Origin of the sequence: Pseudomonas fluorescens (assembly GCF_902497995.1) — a bacterium.
GTDB classification, from domain to species: Bacteria; Pseudomonadota; Gammaproteobacteria; order Pseudomonadales; family Pseudomonadaceae; genus Aquipseudomonas; species Aquipseudomonas fluorescens_BK.
Genome location: NZ_CABVII010000003.1, coordinates 269655 through 288282, shown reverse-complemented (window position 1 = coordinate 288282; position 18628 = coordinate 269655). Strand labels below are relative to the sequence as shown.

Genomic DNA, 18628 nt, shown 5'->3' with positions numbered 1-18628 from the left:
CTCAATCAAACGCCGCCCGACAATAAAAAACATCGAACGGGAGCCTCCATGGGCACGCCGCACGACACGATTACCTGGGGCATGATGCTCCGCAAGTTGCCTTCCATTGCCAAAGCCATCCCTCGGGTGGTCAAAGGCATGAAAGCGGCGAACGTCAAGGACCCGACCCAACCCTGCGGCCTGGGCTGGAGCTTCGAGCAGGCAACCTTGCGCAATCCCGATGGCCCGGCATTGCTGCAGGGCGAGGTGGCGCTGACTTATGCGCAGGTCAACCAATGGGCGAATCGCATTGCCCATCACCTGATTGCCCAAGGCATCCGCAAGGGCGATGTGGTGGCGGTGTTCATCGAGAACCGCCCGGAATTGCTGGTGACGATTCTGGCAGTGGCCAAGGTCGGTGCGATCAGCGCCTTGCTCAATACCTCGCAAATCCGCGAGACCCTCGCCCATAGCCTGAACCTGGTGACGCCGGCTGCAATTATCGTCGGGGAAGAGCTGGAACTGGCTTTTTCGGCAGTACGCGAACGGGTGTCGATCGAGCCTGCGCATACCTGGTTCGTCGCCGATCAAGACACCCATGCTCATCCGGGTATTGCGCCCGACGGCTTCATCAACCTGATGGCGGCCAGCATGGACGCTTGCCGTGACAACCCCGCCAGCAGCCAGCAGGTTTTTCTCGACGACCCTTGTTTCTACATCTACACCTCAGGCACCACCGGATTGCCCAAGGCCGGCGTGTTCAAGCATGGCCGCTGGATGCGCAGTTCCGCCAGCTTCGGGATGATCGCGTTGGATATGCGCCCGGAGGATGTCGTCTATTGCACCTTGCCGCTCTATCACGCCACCGGGCTGTGCGTGTGCTGGGGTTCGGCGATCAGTGGCGGCTCTGGTTTTGCCATCCGCCGCAAGTTCAGCGCCAGCCAGTTCTGGAACGATGTGCGCAAGTACCGCGCGACCACCCTCGGCTACGTCGGCGAACTGTGCCGTTACCTGGTGGATCAACCGCCCGCTACCGACGACAACAAGCACCGCGTGACGAAGATGATCGGCAATGGCCTGCGTCCCGGCGCGTGGCGCGAATTCAAGACGCGATTCGGCGTCAACCATATCTGCGAGCTGTACGCCGCCAGTGACGGCAACATCGGCTTCACCAACGTTCTGAACTTCGACAACACCGTGGGTTTTTCCCTGATGTCATGGGCGCTGGCGGCATACGACCACGACAGTGGCTTGCCGACACGCAACGCCAAGGGCTTCATGCGCAAGGTTGCCAAAGGCGAGCAGGGCCTGTTGCTGGCGAAGATCGACGACAAGGCGCCACTGGATGGCTACACCGATCCGCAGAAGACCGAAAAGGTCGTGCTCCACGATGTATTCGAGCAAGGCGACCGTTACTTCAACACTGGCGACCTGCTGCGCAACATCGGTTTCGGTCACGCGCAGTTCGTCGATCGTCTGGGTGACACCTATCGCTGGAAGGGCGAAAACGTCTCGACCACCGAGGTCGAGAACATCCTCCTGCAGCACCCGAACATTGGCGAAGCCGTGGCCTATGGCGTGGAAATCAGCAACACCAACGGTCGCGCCGGAATGGCCGCGATCACCCCCGCCGAATCCCTGGCGACCCTGGATTTCAGCGAGCTGCTGGCCTTCGCCCGGGAGCGAATGCCGGCCTATGCCGTGCCCTTGTTCCTGCGGGTCAAAGTGAAAATGCAGACCACCGGGACCTTCAAATACCAGAAGACCCGGCTCAAGGACGAAGCCTTCGACCCCGCCAAGACCGGCAATGACCCGATTTACGCCTGGCTGCCCGGCACCCGGACTTACGTGCAGGTCTCCGAGCAGTTGCTTGCGGACATTCATGGCGGCAAGTACCGTTATTAATGTGGCTTTTATTGAATGTGGCTATGGCCGCCCATGAGAAAAAACAAGTGACAGTTTCAGGACTCATCGGGAAACTGTCGGCTTTGCGAATAACCGAAAGTGGAGTCCCCGATGTCAGACCAAAGCCGCCAGATGAGCCCCGAAGAAGCCGCTGAATTTGCCGAACAGGTATTCAACAAGGCGCGCGAGGGCGATGCGGCCATGATGGCTGCGCTGCTGACCAAGGGCCTGCCGCCGAACCTGCGCAACCACAAGGGCGATACCTTGTTGATGCTGGCCGCTTACCACGGCCATGTGGAGACGGTAAAAGTTTTGCTCGAGCACAAGGCCGACCCGGAAATCCGCAACGACAACGGCCAGAGCCCGATTGCCGGCGCTGCGTTCAAGGGTGACCTGGCGGTGGTCAAGGCGTTGGTCGAAGGCGGTGCGCAGGTTGAAGGTTCGTCCTTCGACGGTCGTACGGCGCTGATGATGGCGGCGATGTTCAATCGCGTCGAAATCGTCGACTACCTGATCGGCAAGGGCGCCGATCCGAAGGCCAGGGACGCCAATGGCATCACTGCGCTGGATGCGGCCAAGACCATGGGCGCGGTGGATACCACGGCGCAACTTGAGAAACTGCTCGGCTGATCGGCAACGTCCTCAGGCAAGCCAAACGCCTTAGTGAGGGGAGTGAAGACGCGGAATCTGGCTGGCATTGGGGCCTGCCCCTTCGCCGCAGGAGTCCACTGACGCAAAGGATATTTCTAGATCAACCAACGCCTCAATACACCCACACCTCAACCCGCCGGTTCTTGATCCGCCCCTCGTCCGCGCTATTGGCCGCCACCGGCATCTCGGCGCCAAAGCCGCGGATCTCGCGCAACACCACACCGCCTTTCACCAGCTCCCGGCGCACTGCCATGGCGCGTAGTTTCGACAGCAGATCCGCCCGCGCCGGATCACTCTTGGCGTCGCCAAACCCCACCAGCGTCACCTGGCGACGGGTCTTGTCGTGCTGCTTGATGTAGTCGAGCACCCTTGAGAGGTCCTGCCGGGCCTTGTTATCCAGGGTCGCACTGCCTTCTTCGAAACGGAAGTTGACCGACAGCCGCTGGGCATGGCGGCTGAGCGCCTGATAACCCTCGGGCATCAGCGCATTCGGCGTGACGGCCATGGCCTGGACGGTCTGGGCGATAAAACCATTGGCGGCGACGATGGCCTGACCCTGGCTGCCTTGGGCGAAGGCGACCAACGCTTCGGCCCAGGGATTGTTCCCGGTGGGAGGCCGATAAAAAAACAGTCGACGGGACAGTGGGTAGTCTTCCGTGGCGATCAGGCTGTCGAGCGGGAGCATGGCCTGGGATTGGCCGTCGGCAATGGCCACGGCTTTGGCCTGGCGCACGTACGGCAGGCCGATGAAGCCGATGCCTTGCGGATCCAGACTCACAGCGTCGGACAGCTGCTCACTGGATTCGAAACGTTTCGCGGTGCTGCTCAGAATTTTCCCACGACCGGCGAGGACCAGTTCCTTGAACGTGTCATAAGTGCCCGATTGGTCATCCCGCGCATAAAGATGAATCGGCCCACCGCTGCCGCCGAGTGCTTCCCAGGTGCTTGCCTCGCCGCTGAAAATCCGCGCCAGTTGTTCGGTGTCGAGTTGATTCAACGGGTTTTGCGGATGAAGGATGATCGCCAGGCCATCGATGGCGATCACCTGCTCGGCGCCGGGTTGTTTCAGATCGCCCAGGGATTGCAGGGCCATCCGTTCGCTGTCCTTGATCGGGCGCGAGGACGCGGCGAGATCGGCGGTGGCGGTTTTCAGGGCGGTGAAGCCGGTGCGGGAGCCGTGAGCCGCGATGTCCACCGCCACCCGACGCCCCTGAACGGTTTCGCCGACCACACGCAGTTCGTTGGTTTTGTTCGGGACTTCGCGGTGAACCTTGTGCAAACCCTGCTCGCGCATCAAGCCTTCGACCAGTGCCGGGCCCAGTGCTGCGCCGATCGTATTGGAACCCTGGATGCGCAGCACCGAACCCTGGTCGGGTATCGGCAGATCACCGGCCGACGCCGCCAGCGGCAGGCTCGCGCAGAGCACCCACAGGAACAACACGCGCAGCGTCATGCCGGCACCCTACAAGACAAGGAAAGTGCCGGGAGAATAAGTCAGTGAGGTGTCCGAAAGATGACAGATCAAAAAATCGCAACCTGCGCCGTGCCCCATCAATGACGCGTAGAATTGCCGCTTGAAGCAGAATTGAGGTTGCAGTGGTGGATTTACAGCGGGGCTTCGTCCTGACCCGGCATTGGCGCGACACACCGGCCGGTACGGAAGTCGAGTTCTGGCTGGCGACCGATACCGGTCCCCAGCGTATCCGCCTGCCGTATCAACCCTCGGTGGCGTTCATCCCGGCGGCCCAGCGCGAGCAGGCCGAGGCGCTGTTGCGCGGCGAAAAAAACGTCGAACTGCGACCCCTGGCCTTGCAGGATTTCGAGCATCGCCCGGTGCTCGGTCTGTATTGCCGGCAGCATGGGCAGCTGATGCGCCTGGAAACCGCGTTGCGCAAGGCCGGCGTCGATGTGTTCGAAGCCGACGTGCGCCCGCCGGAGCGCTACATGATGGAGCGGTTCATCACGGCGCCGGTGGTCTTTGGCGGCACGCCCAATGCCGAGGGCCTGCTGCTCGACGCGCAGATGAAACCCGACCCGGACTACCGACCCAGGCTCAGGCTGGTGTCCCTGGACATCGAAACCACCGCCCGCGGCGAGTTGTATTCCATCGCCCTGGAAGGCTGTGGCGAGCGTCAGGTCTATATGTTAGGCCCGCCCCACGGCGGCGACCGCGAGGTGGATTTCCAGCTCGAATACTGTGACTCGCGAACCCTGCTGCTGAAAAAACTCAACGAATGGTTCGCCCGCCATGATCCCGACGCGATCATCGGCTGGAACCTCGTGCAGTTCGACCTGCGCGTGCTGCACGAGCACGCCCGGCGCCTGGCGGTGCCATTGAAACTGGGGCGTGGCGGCGAGGAAATGCAGTGGCGCGAACACGGCAGCCGCAACCATTACTTCGCCTCGGCCGCCGGGCGATTGATCATCGATGGCATCGAATCCCTGCGCTCGGCGACCTGGAACTTTGCGTCATTCAGCCTGGAAAACGTCGCGCAAACCCTGCTCGGCGAAGGCAAGGCGATCAGCACGCCGTATCAGCGCATGGACGAAATCAACCGCATGTTCGCCGAGGACAAACCGGCCCTGGCCACGTACAACCTCAAGGACTGCGAACTGGTGACGCGGATCTTCGCCAGGACCGAACTGCTGACCTTCCTGTTGGAACGGGCCAGCGTCACCGGTTTGCCGGCGGATCGCAGCGGTGGCTCCGTGGCGGCGTTCACCCACCTGTACATGCCGCTGATGCATCGCCAGGGGTTCGTCGCGCCGAACCTTGGGACCAAGCCTGCGCAGGCCAGTCCCGGCGGTTTCGTCATGGATTCGCAACCGGGGTTGTACGAGTCGGTGCTGGTGCTGGACTATAAAAGCCTGTATCCGTCGATCATCCGTACCTTCCTCATCGACCCGGTGGGCCTGATCGAGGGCCTCAAGCATCCCGCCGACAGCGAGTCGGTGCCGGGCTTTCGCGGCGCCCGTTTTTCCAGAACCCGGCATTGCCTGCCAGCGATCGTCGCCCGCGTCGCCGAAGGCCGGGAAACCGCCAAGCGCGAACACAACGCGCCGCTGTCCCAGGCCTTGAAGATCATCATGAACGCCTTCTACGGCGTGCTCGGTTCCAGTGGTTGCCGCTTCTTCGATACGCGCCTGGCGTCGTCCATCACCCTGCGCGGCCACGAAATCATGCTGCGCACCCGAAAGCTGATCGAAGCCCAGGGCCACACGGTGATCTACGGCGACACCGACTCGACCTTCGTCTGGCTGCGCCGCGCCCACGGTCAGCAGGAAGCGGCGCAGATCGGCCACGCCCTGGTGGACCACGTCAACCAGTGGTGGCGCGAACATGTGCGGCAGCAATTCGGGCTGGAAAGTGCCCTGGAGTTGCAGTTCGAAACCCACTACAAACGCTTTCTGATGCCGACCATTCGCGGCGCCGAGGAGGGCAGCAAGAAGCGTTATGCCGGGCTGGTGACCCGCGCCGACGGCAGCGACGAAATGGTCTACAAGGGCCTGGAAACCGTGCGCACCGACTGGTCGCCGCTGGCCCGGCAATTCCAGCAGGAGCTGTACCTGCGCATCTTCAATCGCCAGCCGTATCAGGATTACGTGCGCGACTACGTGCGCAAGACCCTGGCCGGTGAGTTCGATGACCGGCTGATCTACCGCAAGCGCCTGCGTCGCACCCTCGACGACTACCAACGCAACGTGCCGCCCCATGTCCGCGCGGCGCGTATCGCCGACGACTATAACGACCGTCAGGGCCGGCCGCGGCAGTACCAGAACGGGGGCTGGATCAGCTACGTGATCAGCGTCGCCGGGCCCGAGCCGCTGGAGATCCGCAGCGCACCCATCGATTACGACCACTACGTCACCCGGCAATTGCAACCGGTGGCGGATGCGATCCTGCCCTTCGTCGACGACGACTTCTCGACCTTGATTGGCGGGCAATTAGGCCTGTTTTGAGTCCAGCAGCGTTAACGTCCACTCATCAGGAATGCCGTGGAAATACCGATCCAGTGCCCGGCTGAACAGATCGTCTTCGGTATCGACCTGGGCGAACAGGGTCATCGAGGAGTGAAACTTGAGGTCGTCGGGATGGCCGAAAATCGCCGCAATCGGGCGCTGCTCGATGTCCATGACCCATTGCGTGCAGTTACGCAGTCGAGCGCTCAACACCGGGTGCTCGAGGTAGGCCAACGCTTCCGCTGCGGATCGAATCGCGAAATGACGGGACATCTCACTGTCGCCAAGTCCCGTGAATTGCGGAAAGATGAACCACATCCAGTGACTGCGCTTGCGGCCAGCCATCAGCTCATCCTGAACCCGTTCGAACACCGGGTTCTGCGCCTGAATGAAGCGTTGCAGGTCGAACCTGTCGAGTGGATCGGTGCTTCTCATGCGCAAACCCTCTGACACAACCGCGACGGCTCAGACCATGGCCAATCGCTGCTTTCGTTGCGGCGCGTGAAACGCGTGGTCCAGCGCCTCCAGGTCCCCCGCTTCAAGCCGCAGTTGCGCGGCTTGTGCATTCAGTTGCACATGTTCGGGGCTGACCGCCTTGGGGATGGCGATCACACCGTCCTGGCGCAGAATCCATGCCAGCGCGATTTGGGCCGGCGTCGCGTCGTGACGGGCGGCAACGTGCATGAGCGCCGGGTGGGCCAGCATCTCCCCACCCTGGCCGATTGGACAGTAGGCCATGACGGGCAGGCGATGCTGCTGGCACCAGGGCAGCAGATCGAATTCTATGCCGCGCTCTTCCAGATTGTAGAGCACTTGATTAGTGGCGCAGGCCGGCGCGGCCAGCTCGTGCAGATCATCCAGGTCGCAATTGGACACGCCCCAGCGACCGATCTTGCCGGCCTCGCGCAGGCGTTCGAAGGCCTCGACGGTTTCCTCCAGGGGATACTGGCCGCGCCAGTGCAGCAGGTACAGATCAATGTAGTCGGTGCCCAGCCGTTGCAGACTGCGCTCGCACGCCTGGGGGATGCCGTTGCGGCTGGCGTTGTGCGGGTACACCTTGCTGACCAGAAACACCTGGTCGCGCCTGCCCGTGATGGCTTCGCCCACCACTTGCTCGGCACCGCCTTCGCCGTACATTTCAGCGGTGTCGATCAGGGTCATGCCCAACTCGATGCCCTGGCGCAACGCCGCCACCTCCTGGCTGCGCCGCGAAGGATCCTCCCCCATGCGCCAGGTGCCTTGGCCGATGACCGGTACGTTGACGCCTGCCAGATCGAGGGTGCGCATGCACATCTCCTTTTTTTCGATCGATGGGTACTCTTCGGTTGGCAGCACAACAGCGCGGTGGTTCCGTCAAAAAATCAAAAGATCGCAGCCAGTTTATCCGGCATATCGCGGTGTACGCTGCCCTTGCTTCGGGCGGCGTTCCGACGAAGGACGTGAACGATAACGCGTGCTGCCAGAAAGACGCGCCCCTGTAGGCGTACGGCGCGAGCTGCCGCAGGCTGCGATCTTTTGATTCACCTGTCCATCGAACAGCGTTTACGGACCATCGGTACTGCACTTTTTCCGGATTCCCGGCTCTATCCATGGCCAGCCTGCGGCGATCCCCACCGCAAGCCCATGTCCAAGTCCAAGCACCCATGGTTCCAGTGTTACCCCTCATCACGCTGCACATCCGCCGGAACAGCCTGCTGCTGGCCTGTGTGTCGATGCTCTGCTTCTCCGGATGCAGCCAGCAACAGGGCGGCGACATCATCGACCAGTTCCGCGAAGGCAAACCCCAGGAATTCCTCCAGACCAGCGTCGACCGCATGGCCACCCTGGCGATGCGCGACAACCTCGACAGCCTCTACCTGCTCATGAGCAAGCTCTACCTGCGCAACCCCGAGGAGTTGAAAAAGTCCGGCTTCCTCGACGCCCGCACCGCCGGGCAGCAAGTGCGCATGGCCATCGAAATGCAACAGCCGCTACCGACCCTGGGCGGCAAAAAAGACCTGGCGGCACTGAGCTTCGCCATGAGCCCTGAATTCCTCGGCGACCGGGTCGGTGCCTTCATCTATGCCATCGGCAGCATGCTGGTGACCGCCCACGGCAATCGTCTCGAGTTCTACATGACCGATGCGATCAACCCGACCTTCGTCAACAACGCCGCGCGCAACATCGAGAAAGCCACCTGGATCCTCAGTCAGCGGCAGAACAAGCAGGGCGAGCCCTTGCTGTTTTCCAACGAGATCTCGGAGGAGGGCAGCAACCTGAGTTTTGCCGTGGAATTCGGCAAGATCGTCGCGCGCCTGGACCTGTTGACCCAGATGCTCGACGAGCGCTACCGGCGGATCGGCCTGAATTACGCCCAGAGCCTGCTGTTCCTCAATTTCCTGCCCGTACAGTGAGTGGCTGCTTGCACCGATAGCTCAACCCCCCCCATGACCTGTAGGAGCCAGGCTTGCCGGCGAACCAGGCGCCGCGGTGTATCTGTTGCTCCGCGTTATCGTTCTTCGCGAGCAAGCTTCGCTCCTACAGGGATGTCAGCGCACATCGGCATAACGATAGACCTCATCGATATAACTGGTTATAAGAAAAATCGCTATGCTGCGGGCCAGTTTATTCATGCGATTTTTGTGGGCGTGTTAATGGAATTCGTTAACTTCGGGTTGGTGGTCGCAGGTTTAGTGGTGGGTTTCATCGTCGGCATGACCGGCGTGGGCGGCGGCTCATTGATGACGCCGATCCTGCTGTGGTTCGGGGTCAATCCGGCGACGGCGGTGGGCACGGATCTCCTGTACGCCGCCATTACCAAATCCAGCGGCGTTCTGGTTCATAAAAAGAACAACAACATCGATTGGTCAATCACCGGCTGGCTGACCCTCGGCAGTGTGCCGGCGGTGCTGATGACGCTGTGGTTCCTGAGCACCCTGCAGACATCCCCCGATGCCATGAACGCCGTGATCAAACAGGCCTTGGGCTTTGTCCTGTTTGCCACCGCGCTGGCGATTTTCTTCAAGAAGCGCTTGCTCGATTTCGCCCACAAACGCGCCGGCGGCAACTACAACCCCAGTGGCCCGCGCCTGAACGGGCTGACCGTGCTGACTGGCCTGGTGCTCGGCACCATGGTCGCCCTGACCTCCATCGGTGCCGGCGCCCTGGGAACCGTAGCCCTGTTCATTCTTTATCCCATGCTGCCAACCCGCCGCCTGGTAGGCACGGAAATCGCCCACGCCGTACCCCTGACCCTGGTCGCCGGCCTCGGTCACGCGAGTATGGGCAACATGGATTGGCACGTACTGGGCTACTTGCTGGTCGGTTCGCTGCCAGGCATTTACCTGGGCAGTCACCTGACTGGCCGCATCTCCGACGAAATGTTGCGTCCTTGCCTGGCGACGATGCTGGCGCTGATCGGCTACAAACTGGCGTTCTGATGTTCGCCGCAGGCTTCATTCACTCGCGGGTGAAAATCTCCAGCAGGTGCCCGTCCGGGTCATCGAAGTAAACCCGCCGGCCACCGCCATGATCATTGATCTCGTCCGGTCGCTGCTTGCCGGGATCAGCCCACCAGGGTTGCTTTCGCCCTTGCAGACGGGCGAAGGCCGCATCGAACTCCTCGTCACCGAGCAAAAACGCATAGTGCTGAGAAGCGATCGGCGGGTCGTTGTTGTAGAAATCCAGCGACACGCCGTTGTCGAGTTTAACGACCAGCATCGGCCCGAAGGGTTCAGGGGCGGGCAGGCCGAGGATGTCTGCCAGGTAGTTGGCCGACGTCTGCTTGTCGCGGCACCAGACGATGGTGTGGTTCAGCTGAGCGCTCATGGCAGGGGCCCTCGCGGCGTTTCAGGTGTCGAGTACTGAACCATGAGATTAGTCCAGCCTGTTGCGCAATGACTGCCCTGACCTAAGCTTGGGGCAGGGCGAAACATAATTGCGAAGCGTCCCCGGAACGAACGCCGCGATGCGCAATCATTAGAGCGTGGATATCAAAAGGAGATGCGCATGCTCATCAGGTCATTGACCCTGGCTACCCTGCTGGCTTTCGCCGGTACCTTGTTCGCCGCCGATGGCGACTCACCGCTGGACATGGACAAGGGCAGGGCCCGGCCGTTGATCGTCATCGCTCCGAGTACGGTCGATCCCGCGTGGGTCAGCTTGAAAAAGGCACTGGATGAGCCGGCCAACCGCAAGGGTTTCGACGATCGCAACATGGTCCTGTATACCGTGCTCAATCTGATGGGCCAGCGCGAGGGCAAAGACCTGGGGCCACAAGAAACGGCGGCATTGATCCGTTCGCTCAAATTGGGCGCCGGCGCGAAGACCAAGGTGATTCTGGTCGGCAAGGACGGCGAAAAGAAACTGGAACAGTCGGATGCGGTCGACCTGCAGGCGATTTTCAAAACCATCGATGAATTGCCGGCGACAGAGAAAGAGGCAACGGTGCCGACGCCACCGCCACCGGTGACCGAACCCGCCCCGGCCAAGGGCGCCAAGGCGACAAAACCGAGCAAACCGGCCAAACCCGCCAAGCCGCCAGAAATGCCGGACGATTGAATCCGCGCAGAAACTTTATGGCAAATGAATTCCCTGTGGGAGCGAGCCTGCTCGCGAAAGCGGCGTGTTAGTCATTCCCGATTACGGATTGATCCGATGCCGTTTAGTTACAACGGTTTCGGTCACATCACAACGGCTAACAATAAAAGTAGTTGCAGTGTATGCCCATGAAAATGAGGCAGGGCAAGGGCCTTCAATTGCGTCGGAAATTTCCTGCAAACCCTGGCGCATTCCATGAACTGGTGCTCTGGGGGCCGTGGCGATAACCTTCTCCAGCCGCTGCAAAATCAGCGGCCGGATGTGGAAGTCCGAGCTTCAAGAAAGAGAAAGCAGCGTCCATGAAACGCATGTCGGCATTTTTTATGTCAACATTGCCGGCTTATGGCGGCTGTGCGCGGGGCACTTTCAAGTGCACCGGGTTTTTCTCTTTTCCTGGTCTTCCACACCTGCGTACAGCTGCCACCCTCATGTGGAAGTGAGTTGGGTAGTCCCCTAGAACTTAAAGAGAAGTTTCATTCAATGAAGACAGACAAACCAAATACCTTAGAAATTCCGTCCGATTCCGATCCCGTCGACCCCGTCCCACTTTCCAACATCACCGAACCCGCCATCAGCGCTCGCCTGCGTAACCCCAATCACGCCGACCCGGTCAGCCACATCTTCACCATCGTCCCCGGCGTCGATACTGCAACACTGCTGTGCCACGCCTGCGAAACCCTCGCGTCGCTGAACGTCCTCGTCACGGACCTGGCTTGCAAACTGGAAAGCTCCAACCGCAACGTGGCGCTGTCGATTCAGCAATTGGCTGTCGTGGGCGAGTTATTGGTGAATCGGGCACTGGACAATATCGATCCACCCGAAGGCGCGGCGGCTGTTTAGTCAACAGGCGCACCAATGAAAATGGGCGACCTCAAGGGGTCGCCCATTTTGATGACTGCTACAGGTCGGGGTTTTGAGCTACTTGCTCAGTGCGCTCAATACCCTATGCGCCACTTTCACCCGCTCCGCGTTCGGATAGTTCTTGTTGGCCAGAATCACGATGCCGATATCCTTCGAGGGCACATACGCGACATAGGCACCGAAGCCACCCGTTGAGCCGGTTTTATTGACCAGCACAGCGTCCGGTTGAGGTTGCAGCGGATTCAGCAACTGGACGCTGTGAGCTTCCATCGCCATCTGCGTCGAGTTGCCGTCGAGCAACTGATCGAGCGTGACCGGGTAGCTGTAAAGTTCCCAGCCCAATCCCTGGGTCATGTCACCGACTTTGTAATAACCCGTGTGCGTGGTGGCGATTGCCCGTTGCAGCGGCGCTTCAAGCCCTGCCGGTTTCATGTTCACCTGAACATAGCGAAGCAGATCCGCCGCGCTGGTTTTCACCCCATACGCCTCCGAATCCAGCGCCCCCGGCCCGACCCGCACCGGTTTGTCTTCCTTGTCATACCCCTGGGCATAAAGCCCCATCTGATCCAGCGGTACCTTGAGGTAGGTGTTCTTCAGCCCGAGTTTCGGCAGCAGGGTTTTTTCCATCACCTCATCAAACGGCGCGCCCAGGCTTTTGGCCGCAAGATAGCCAAACAGCCCCAGGCTCGGGTTCGAATACTGCCGATGGCTACCGGCGGTGTAGGTCGGTTTCCATTGTTTGAAATAGCCGAGCATCTTGTCCGGCGCATCGGCCTCGTCGGGGAATTGCAGCGGCAGTCCACCGGCGGTGTAGGTGCCGAGTTGTAATACGCTGATGTGATCGAGCGCACTGCCGCGCAGCGCTGGCAGAACGTTGCTGGCCTTGTCTGACAGGGACAGTTTGCCTGTCGCCTGGGCGTAGGCGGCGAGGGTGGCAGTGAAGGTTTTACTCACCGAACCGATCTCGAACAGGGTGTCTTCGGTGACGGCTTTGCCGTTTTCCTTCGAGGCCACGCCGTAGTTAAAGTAATGCGCCTGGCCGTTGGCGGTGATCGCGACTGCGACACCGGGGATCTGTTGTTGCTGCATCACCGGTTCGATGGCGGTGTTCACGATGGATTCGATGCGGTTGTCAGCCATGCAGTGACCGGCGCCGAGGAAAAGTACGAAAGCACTGTAGGACGTGAGCTTGTGCAGATTTTTTTTAAGCATGACTGAGACGCTTTCCATGAGTTTCAATGATGTTAACCGCTTCTCTGCGAGCGGCTTTTGAATTCGAGCCACAGATGGGTGGGCCCAGTTTATGTAGAGTGGCCAGGGTCGGCAACCGAGCATGATTCGGGCGAGTGATTAGAAAAATGGGGATTGGGCATGATCCGGCCGTGTTCAAGGATTGGCTGTTACAAGCGGCCCAAGATGAACTGGCGTGAATCCGGATCCTGTGGGAGCGGGCTTGCTCGCGAATGCGGCCTGACATTCACCGATGATGTCGACTGACACTCCGCTTTCGCGAGCAAGCCCGCTCACAGGGCTTGTGGTGTTTTTGGATCGTTAGCGCACCAGGCTCGGCCGCTTGTTATCGAACGTCCAGCCCGGAATCAAAAACTGCATCGCCACGCTGTCATCCCGCGCGCCCAGCCCCATGCCTTTGTACAGCTCATGGGCCTTGGCCAGTTGATCCATATCCAGCTCAACCCCCAGCCCCGGTTTCTTCGGCACCTGCACGCAACCGTCGACGATTTGCAGCGGGGCCTTCGTCAGGCGCTGGCCGTCCTGCCAGATCCAGTGGGTGTCGATCGCGGTAATCTCACCCGGCGCGGCCGCGGCAACATGGGTGAACATCGCCAGGGAAATATCGAAATGGTTGTTGGAGTGCGAGCCCCAGGTCAGGCCCCACTCATGGCACATCTGCGCCACGCGAACCGAGCCTTGCATGGTCCAGAAATGCGGGTCGGCCAAGGGGATGTCCACCGATTGCAGCTGGATCGCATGGCCCATTTCCCGCCAGTCGGTGGCGATCATGTTGGTGGCGGTTTTCAGGCCGGTGGCGCGGCGGAATTCGGCCATGACTTCGCGGCCCGAATAACCATTTTCTGCGCCACAAGGGTCTTCGGCATAGGCGAGGACGTGATGCTGATCCCGGCACAGACGGATCGCTTCTTTCAGCGACCAGGCGCCGTTCGGATCGAGAGTGATGCGCGCATCGGGGAAGCGTTCCGCCAGGGCGGTCACCGCTTCGATTTCTGCATCGCCGCTGAGCACGCCGCCCTTGAGCTTGAAGTCCTTGAAGCCATAGCGGGCGTGGGCGGCTTCGGCCAGGCGCACCACGGAATCGGCGCTCATGGCGGGCTCGTGGCGCACGCGGAACCAGTCGTTGTCGGCATCCGGTTCGCTGCGGTAGGCGAGGTCGGTCTGGTGGCGATCACCGACATAAAACAGATAGCCGAGCATCTTCACTTCGTCGCGCTGCTGGCCTTCGCCGAGCAGGGCCGCGACCGGCACGTCCAGATGCTGACCCAATAGATCCAGCAGCGCTGCTTCCAGGCCGGTGACCGCGTGAATGGTGATGCGCAGGTCGAACGTCTGCAGGCCCCGGCCGCCGGCATCACGGTCGGCGAAGGTCTGGCGCACCTGATTGAGGATTTTCTGATACGTACCGATCGGGCTGCCAACCACCAGGCTGCGCGCGTCTTCGAGGGTCTGGCGAATGCGCTCGCCCCCCGGCACTTCACCGACGCCGGTGTGGCCGGCGTTGTCCTTGAGAATGACGATGTTGCGGGTGAAAAACGGCCCGTGGGCGCCACTCAGGTTGAGCAACATGCCATCGTGCCCGGCCACTGGAACCACCTGCATGCTGGTGATGATCGGGGCTTTGGCGCTGTCTTGTGCGTTCATTGTCTTGTCCTTAACCAGGATTCAGGCGTGGTTGGAAGCGGGTGTGCCCACTGCGACGGCAGGTGCGGATTTGGGTGTATTACGTGCGGCAAAGACGATGATCGCGGCGATGATCGATGTGGCGGCTAAACCGTAGAGTCCGCCCTGAATCGACCCGGTGTGTTCTTCCAGCAGGCCGAACGTGGTCGGTGCCACGAAACCACCGAGGTTGCCCACCGAGTTGATCAGCGCGATGACGCCCGCAGCGATGCGTGCATCCAGGTACGCCTGGGGAATCGGCCAGAACAGCGACGAAGCCGATTTGAAACCCAGCGCAGCAAAGCAGATCGCAACGAAAGCGAAGATCGGCCCGCCGGTGGTGGACATGAACATCCCGGCCGCAGCGACCAGCAGGGCGGCAGCCACCCAGGCTTGCTGATGTTTCCATTTGGCCGACAGCGAAGCGAAGGCGTACATGCCGACGATCGACAGCAACCAGGGGATCGAGTTGAACAGCCCGACCTGAATGTCGCTGAGGTCGCCCATCTTCTTGATGATGCTCGGCAGCCAGAAGGTCGCGGCATAGATGGTCAGCTGGATGAAGAAGTAGATCAGGCAGAACAGGATGATCTGGCGATCCTTGAGCAGCTTGCCCAGGGATGGCTTGATCGGCGTCGCCGCTTCGCGGGCCAGTTGTTCGTCGTCGATGGCCTTGACCAGCGCGTCCTGCTCGGGGCGGGTCAGCCATTTGGCATCGTGGGGTCTGGAATCGAGCCAGAACCACACGAACACGCACAGGCAGACCGAAAACATGCCTTCGATGAAGTACATCCATTGCCAGCCGTGCAGGCCCAAACCGTTGATCTGCAGGAGCAACCCGGACAGCGGGCCGGAGATCAGCGAAGCGATCGCGGAACCGCTGAGGAAGATCGCAATGGCCTTGCCGCGCTCGACACCGGGCAACCAGCGCGTGAAGTAGTAGATCACCCCGGGAAAGAACCCCGCTTCAGCCACCCCCAGCAGGAATCGCAGGATGTAGAAGTGGGTTTCGTTCTGGATGAAGGCCATGCAGGTAGCCACGATGCCCCAGGTCAGCATGATGCGGGTCAGCCAGATTCGCGCGCCGACTTTTTGCAGGAGGATGTTGGAGGGCACTTCGAACAACGCGTAACCGATGAAGAACAGACCGGCACCCAGGCCATAGGCGGCAGCACCGATCCCCAGGTCATGTTCCATGTGGGCGCGGACGAAGCCGATGTTCACGCGGTCAATGTAATTGACGATGAACATGATCACGAACAGCGGCAGCACGTGCCGTTTCACTTTTGAGATGGCGGACTTCAGGACCGAATCGGCGCCGTCGTGCATCCCGGGTATGGATGTACTCATTTGTTTTCTCCCACTGATTATTTTTATGCGGGGTGTGACTGGGTGTTGCTGTGTTGATAGACATCATACAAATAGATTTTTTTATCCTGCAAGCGCAAAAACTCGATTAAACGGCTATTTTGCCTGGGGCGATGATGATTTGGCTGTTCCGGCTGACTTGGTCTGTGTTTGCGCTTTTTCATAAAGTTGTTGAGTGTTGTCATACAAGTTAAGCGCTTTTTCTGAAGATTCCACTTCACCAGGGTGCTACGATCCCCTTAGCCCCGCTTTCGGATAACCGCCATGCACGAAGACCTCGACGCGCCTGCGCGCAAGCGCACGCACAATCTGGCCCATGACCTGGTCGCCAAGCTGACCCAGGGCATCCTGCTCGGTCAGATGTTGCCCGGGGACAAGCTGCCGTCGGAGAACACCATTGTTCAGGAGCACGGGGTCAGTCGCACCGTGGTGCGCGAGGCCATCTCGAAGTTGCAGGCGTCCGGGCTGGTGGAAACCCGCCACGGCATCGGCACCTTCGTGCTGGAGCGTGCGCCGGACCAGGGGCTGCGACTGAATGTCGACACCGCGCTGGGGGTGCGCGGCATTCTGGAATTGCGCATGGGCCTGGAAACCCAGGCGGCTGCGCTGGCCGCTGTCCGACGCACTGATCGGCAAGTGGCGCAGATGCGTGAAGCACTGGACGATTATCAAAACCTGCTCGCCAACAACGACAGCTGCGTCGAAGCCGACAAACGCTTTCATCTGCTGATCGCCGAAGCCACCGGCAATCTGTGCTTCAGCGAAATCATGCAGCAGCTGGGCCGCGCGATGATTCCCCGGACCCGGGTCAACGCCGCCGAACGCGGCGCGGCGGATTTGAGCAAGCTCGGACAGCTGGCCAACCTTGAGCACGAGGCGATACTCAACGCCATCAAGCGCCAGGACCCGGATGCGGCGCGGGCAGCGATGTGGCTGCACCTGACCAATAGCCGCGACCGGTTTCTGGCGGATCGCGGATAACCGTCTGTCTACTCGACAGCACCTCGGTCATGGCATTGCTTCCAACCAATACGGCCCAGATTTGCTGGACCTCACCTGTGAGGTGCGTCATGGCTAATGAATCAACATTCCAGGGGGGAACACCCAATACCGACCCCACCAGGCCCATGCCCGGTACCGATGAGCCCGACATGGACCAGGATGCACCACCCGGCATGGACCCGACCCGGGACCCGACCGGCTCGGACACTGATCGACCTGAAGACTGGATGGATCCGACAGCGGGGGAAGAGGTGCCTCCGGCGGATGAGCCCACTCCGCTGTCCGATGACAGGCGATAACCGGAACCCGGCCAGTGTGCCGGGTTTTTTGTCTACGGCGGGTCAACCGCGTCATCGTTCTTCTCGGGCAAGCCTCGCCCCTACAGGGTTTGTGTCGACCGCATTACTTGGATTAACACAAACCCTGTAGGAGCGAGGCTTGCCCGCGAAGGCGTCAGATGCATCACCACTACTTAGCGATCAAACACTGGCCCCTTGAATCACCACTACCCGCCGCTCCAGATTCAACGCCAGCACACTGACCAGCACAATCGCCGAACCGACAACCACCATCAATGTGGGCTGCTCCGCCAACGCAAAAGACGCAATGCCCATGGCCGTCGGTGGAATCAGATACAGCGTCATCGTCGCCCGGCTCAAATCCACATGAGCCAACACATACGCCCAGGCCAGATACGCCAGAGCACTCGGAAACACGCTCAATCCGATCACCGCCCACTGCACATCAACCGGTGCCGCGGCCACCTGGCTCGCCAACCCCGGCAGATAAACCAGCAGCAACAACGTCCCGAACCAAACCGTGTAACACACCAGCGTCAACCCGTCGTAGCGCCGGGCATGGTACTTCTGCAACGCAAAGTAAAAGCTCCAGGACAGCGCCGCCAGCAGGATCAGCAAACCGTGGCTATCCATGCTGCCCAGTCCGTTGTCGCCTGCGACCACAATCACCACGCCGAGCAAACCCAGAACGACACAGCCCCAGCGCCAGACCGTCACCCGGTCCTTGAACACGAAGCGCGCCAGGAGCGTGCTGAACAGGGGCGTCGATTGCGCCAACACACTGGACGCGCCGGCGCTGACACCCTGCTGGCCGAAATTCAACGCGACGTGATGCAGGCTCACCGCAAAAAAACCGAGGACAACCAACAGCGGCAGATCGCGAAGGCTCGGCAGGCTGATGCCTCTGATCATCGCGACTGCGCCCATGAACACCGATGCCAGCAAAAACCGCAGCAATGCCAGGTGGCCAGGATCATAGGCTTGCAAGCCGATGTGAATACCGGTCGGGGAATACCCCCAGCAGGCGATGACAAACACCATCGCCAGGACAATTTTGACGGGGGAAGGGGAAACAGCTGTGAGCGCTGGCATGGTCGGACACCTGGGGGCAT

The 18628-nt window shown here is 60.7% G+C and carries 17 protein-coding genes; 9 read left to right on the top strand and 8 right to left on the bottom strand.

The genetic code is table 11. The features are described 5' to 3' along the window. Positions 1–48: 48 nt before the first annotated feature. Positions 49–1884, top strand: coding sequence for a long-chain-acyl-CoA synthetase (locus tag F8N80_RS05250; RefSeq protein WP_150783365.1), 1836 nt, complete (start codon positions 49–51; stop codon positions 1882–1884). 111 nt (positions 1885–1995) lie between these two features. Continuing rightward, positions 1996–2514 carry an ankyrin repeat domain-containing protein gene (locus tag F8N80_RS05245; RefSeq protein WP_150783364.1) on the top strand — a complete coding sequence of 173 codons (519 nt, stop codon included), beginning with the start codon at positions 1996–1998 and terminating at the stop codon, positions 2512–2514. Between the two features lie 133 nt (positions 2515–2647). Here F8N80_RS05245 and F8N80_RS05240 read toward each other — a convergent pair whose 3' ends face one another. Then, the gene (locus tag F8N80_RS05240) at positions 2648–3988 is read right to left on the bottom strand and encodes a substrate-binding domain-containing protein (protein ID WP_150783363.1); all 1341 of its coding nucleotides are present in this window, start codon (positions 3986–3988) and stop codon (positions 2648–2650) included. 146 nt (positions 3989–4134) lie between these two features. Between F8N80_RS05240 and F8N80_RS05235 the strand changes: the two genes are divergently transcribed. After that, positions 4135–6495 carry a DNA polymerase II gene (locus F8N80_RS05235; RefSeq protein ID WP_191632858.1) on the top strand — a complete coding sequence of 787 codons (2361 nt, stop codon included), beginning with the start codon at positions 4135–4137 and terminating at the stop codon, positions 6493–6495. Here F8N80_RS05235 and F8N80_RS05230 read toward each other — a convergent pair. Both F8N80_RS05230 and F8N80_RS05225 read right to left on the bottom strand, forming a co-directional pair. Further along, the gene (locus F8N80_RS05230) at positions 6481–6930 is read right to left on the bottom strand and encodes a DUF1810 domain-containing protein (RefSeq protein ID WP_150747980.1); all 450 of its coding nucleotides are present in this window, start codon (positions 6928–6930) and stop codon (positions 6481–6483) included. The genes F8N80_RS05235 and F8N80_RS05230 overlap by 15 nt on opposite strands. A 30-nt stretch (positions 6931–6960) precedes the next feature. Next, complete coding sequence (locus tag F8N80_RS05225) at positions 6961–7782, bottom strand: aldo/keto reductase (RefSeq protein WP_150783361.1); 822 nt, start codon at positions 7780–7782, stop codon at positions 6961–6963. Positions 7783–8138: 356 nt separating this feature from the next. Here F8N80_RS05225 and F8N80_RS05220 point away from each other — a divergent pair, with 356 nt between their 5' ends. Both F8N80_RS05220 and F8N80_RS05210 read left to right on the top strand, forming a co-directional pair. After that, positions 8139–8888, top strand: a complete 750-nt coding sequence (locus F8N80_RS05220) for a hypothetical protein (RefSeq protein WP_150747983.1) — start codon at positions 8139–8141, stop codon at positions 8886–8888. A 240-nt stretch (positions 8889–9128) separates the two neighbouring features. Beyond that, positions 9129–9914, top strand: a complete 786-nt coding sequence (locus F8N80_RS05210) for a sulfite exporter TauE/SafE family protein (protein WP_064676642.1) — start codon at positions 9129–9131, stop codon at positions 9912–9914. 19 nt (positions 9915–9933) lie between these two features. Here F8N80_RS05210 and F8N80_RS05205 read toward each other — a convergent pair whose 3' ends face one another. Next, complete coding sequence (locus F8N80_RS05205) at positions 9934–10302, bottom strand: VOC family protein (RefSeq protein ID WP_150747984.1); 369 nt, start codon at positions 10300–10302, stop codon at positions 9934–9936. 180 nt (positions 10303–10482) lie between these two features. On the opposite strand from F8N80_RS05205, the gene F8N80_RS05200 reads away from it, so the two are divergent. Together F8N80_RS05200 and F8N80_RS05195 are read left to right on the top strand one after the other, a co-directional pair. Further along, complete coding sequence (locus F8N80_RS05200) at positions 10483–11034, top strand: DUF4174 domain-containing protein (protein ID WP_150783360.1); 552 nt, start codon at positions 10483–10485, stop codon at positions 11032–11034. Positions 11035–11553: 519 nt separating this feature from the next. Beyond that, a complete protein-coding gene (locus tag F8N80_RS05195; RefSeq protein ID WP_150783359.1) occupies positions 11554–11913 on the top strand; it encodes a DUF6124 family protein in 360 nt (119 codons plus the stop codon). Between the two features lie 78 nt (positions 11914–11991). Here F8N80_RS05195 and ampC read toward each other — a convergent pair whose 3' ends face one another. The 3 genes from ampC to F8N80_RS05175 form a co-directional block, all read right to left on the bottom strand. Beyond that, the gene (ampC, locus tag F8N80_RS05190) at positions 11992–13146 is read right to left on the bottom strand and encodes a class C beta-lactamase (RefSeq protein WP_224790637.1); all 1155 of its coding nucleotides are present in this window, start codon (positions 13144–13146) and stop codon (positions 11992–11994) included. A gap of 339 nt (positions 13147–13485) precedes the next feature. After that, a complete protein-coding gene (gene gudD, locus F8N80_RS05180; RefSeq protein WP_150783357.1) occupies positions 13486–14829 on the bottom strand; it encodes a glucarate dehydratase in 1344 nt (447 codons plus the stop codon). Positions 14830–14850: 21 nt separating this feature from the next. Continuing rightward, positions 14851–16197 (bottom strand): MFS transporter, encoded by a 1347-nt coding sequence (locus F8N80_RS05175; protein ID WP_150783356.1) that lies wholly within the window; start codon positions 16195–16197, stop codon positions 14851–14853. 282 nt (positions 16198–16479) lie between these two features. Between F8N80_RS05175 and F8N80_RS05170 the strand changes: the two genes are divergently transcribed. Together F8N80_RS05170 and F8N80_RS05165 are read left to right on the top strand one after the other, a co-directional pair. Beyond that, entirely contained in the window at positions 16480–17196 is a 717-nt protein-coding gene (locus tag F8N80_RS05170; RefSeq protein ID WP_150783355.1) for a FadR/GntR family transcriptional regulator, read from the top strand. A gap of 89 nt (positions 17197–17285) precedes the next feature. After that, complete coding sequence (locus tag F8N80_RS05165; RefSeq protein WP_150747996.1) at positions 17286–17516, top strand: hypothetical protein; 231 nt, start codon at positions 17286–17288, stop codon at positions 17514–17516. A gap of 180 nt (positions 17517–17696) precedes the next feature. Here F8N80_RS05165 and F8N80_RS05160 read toward each other — a convergent pair whose 3' ends face one another. Beyond that, the gene (locus F8N80_RS05160) at positions 17697–18608 is read right to left on the bottom strand and encodes a DMT family transporter (RefSeq protein WP_150747997.1); all 912 of its coding nucleotides are present in this window, start codon (positions 18606–18608) and stop codon (positions 17697–17699) included. Positions 18609–18628 lie beyond the last annotated feature (20 nt).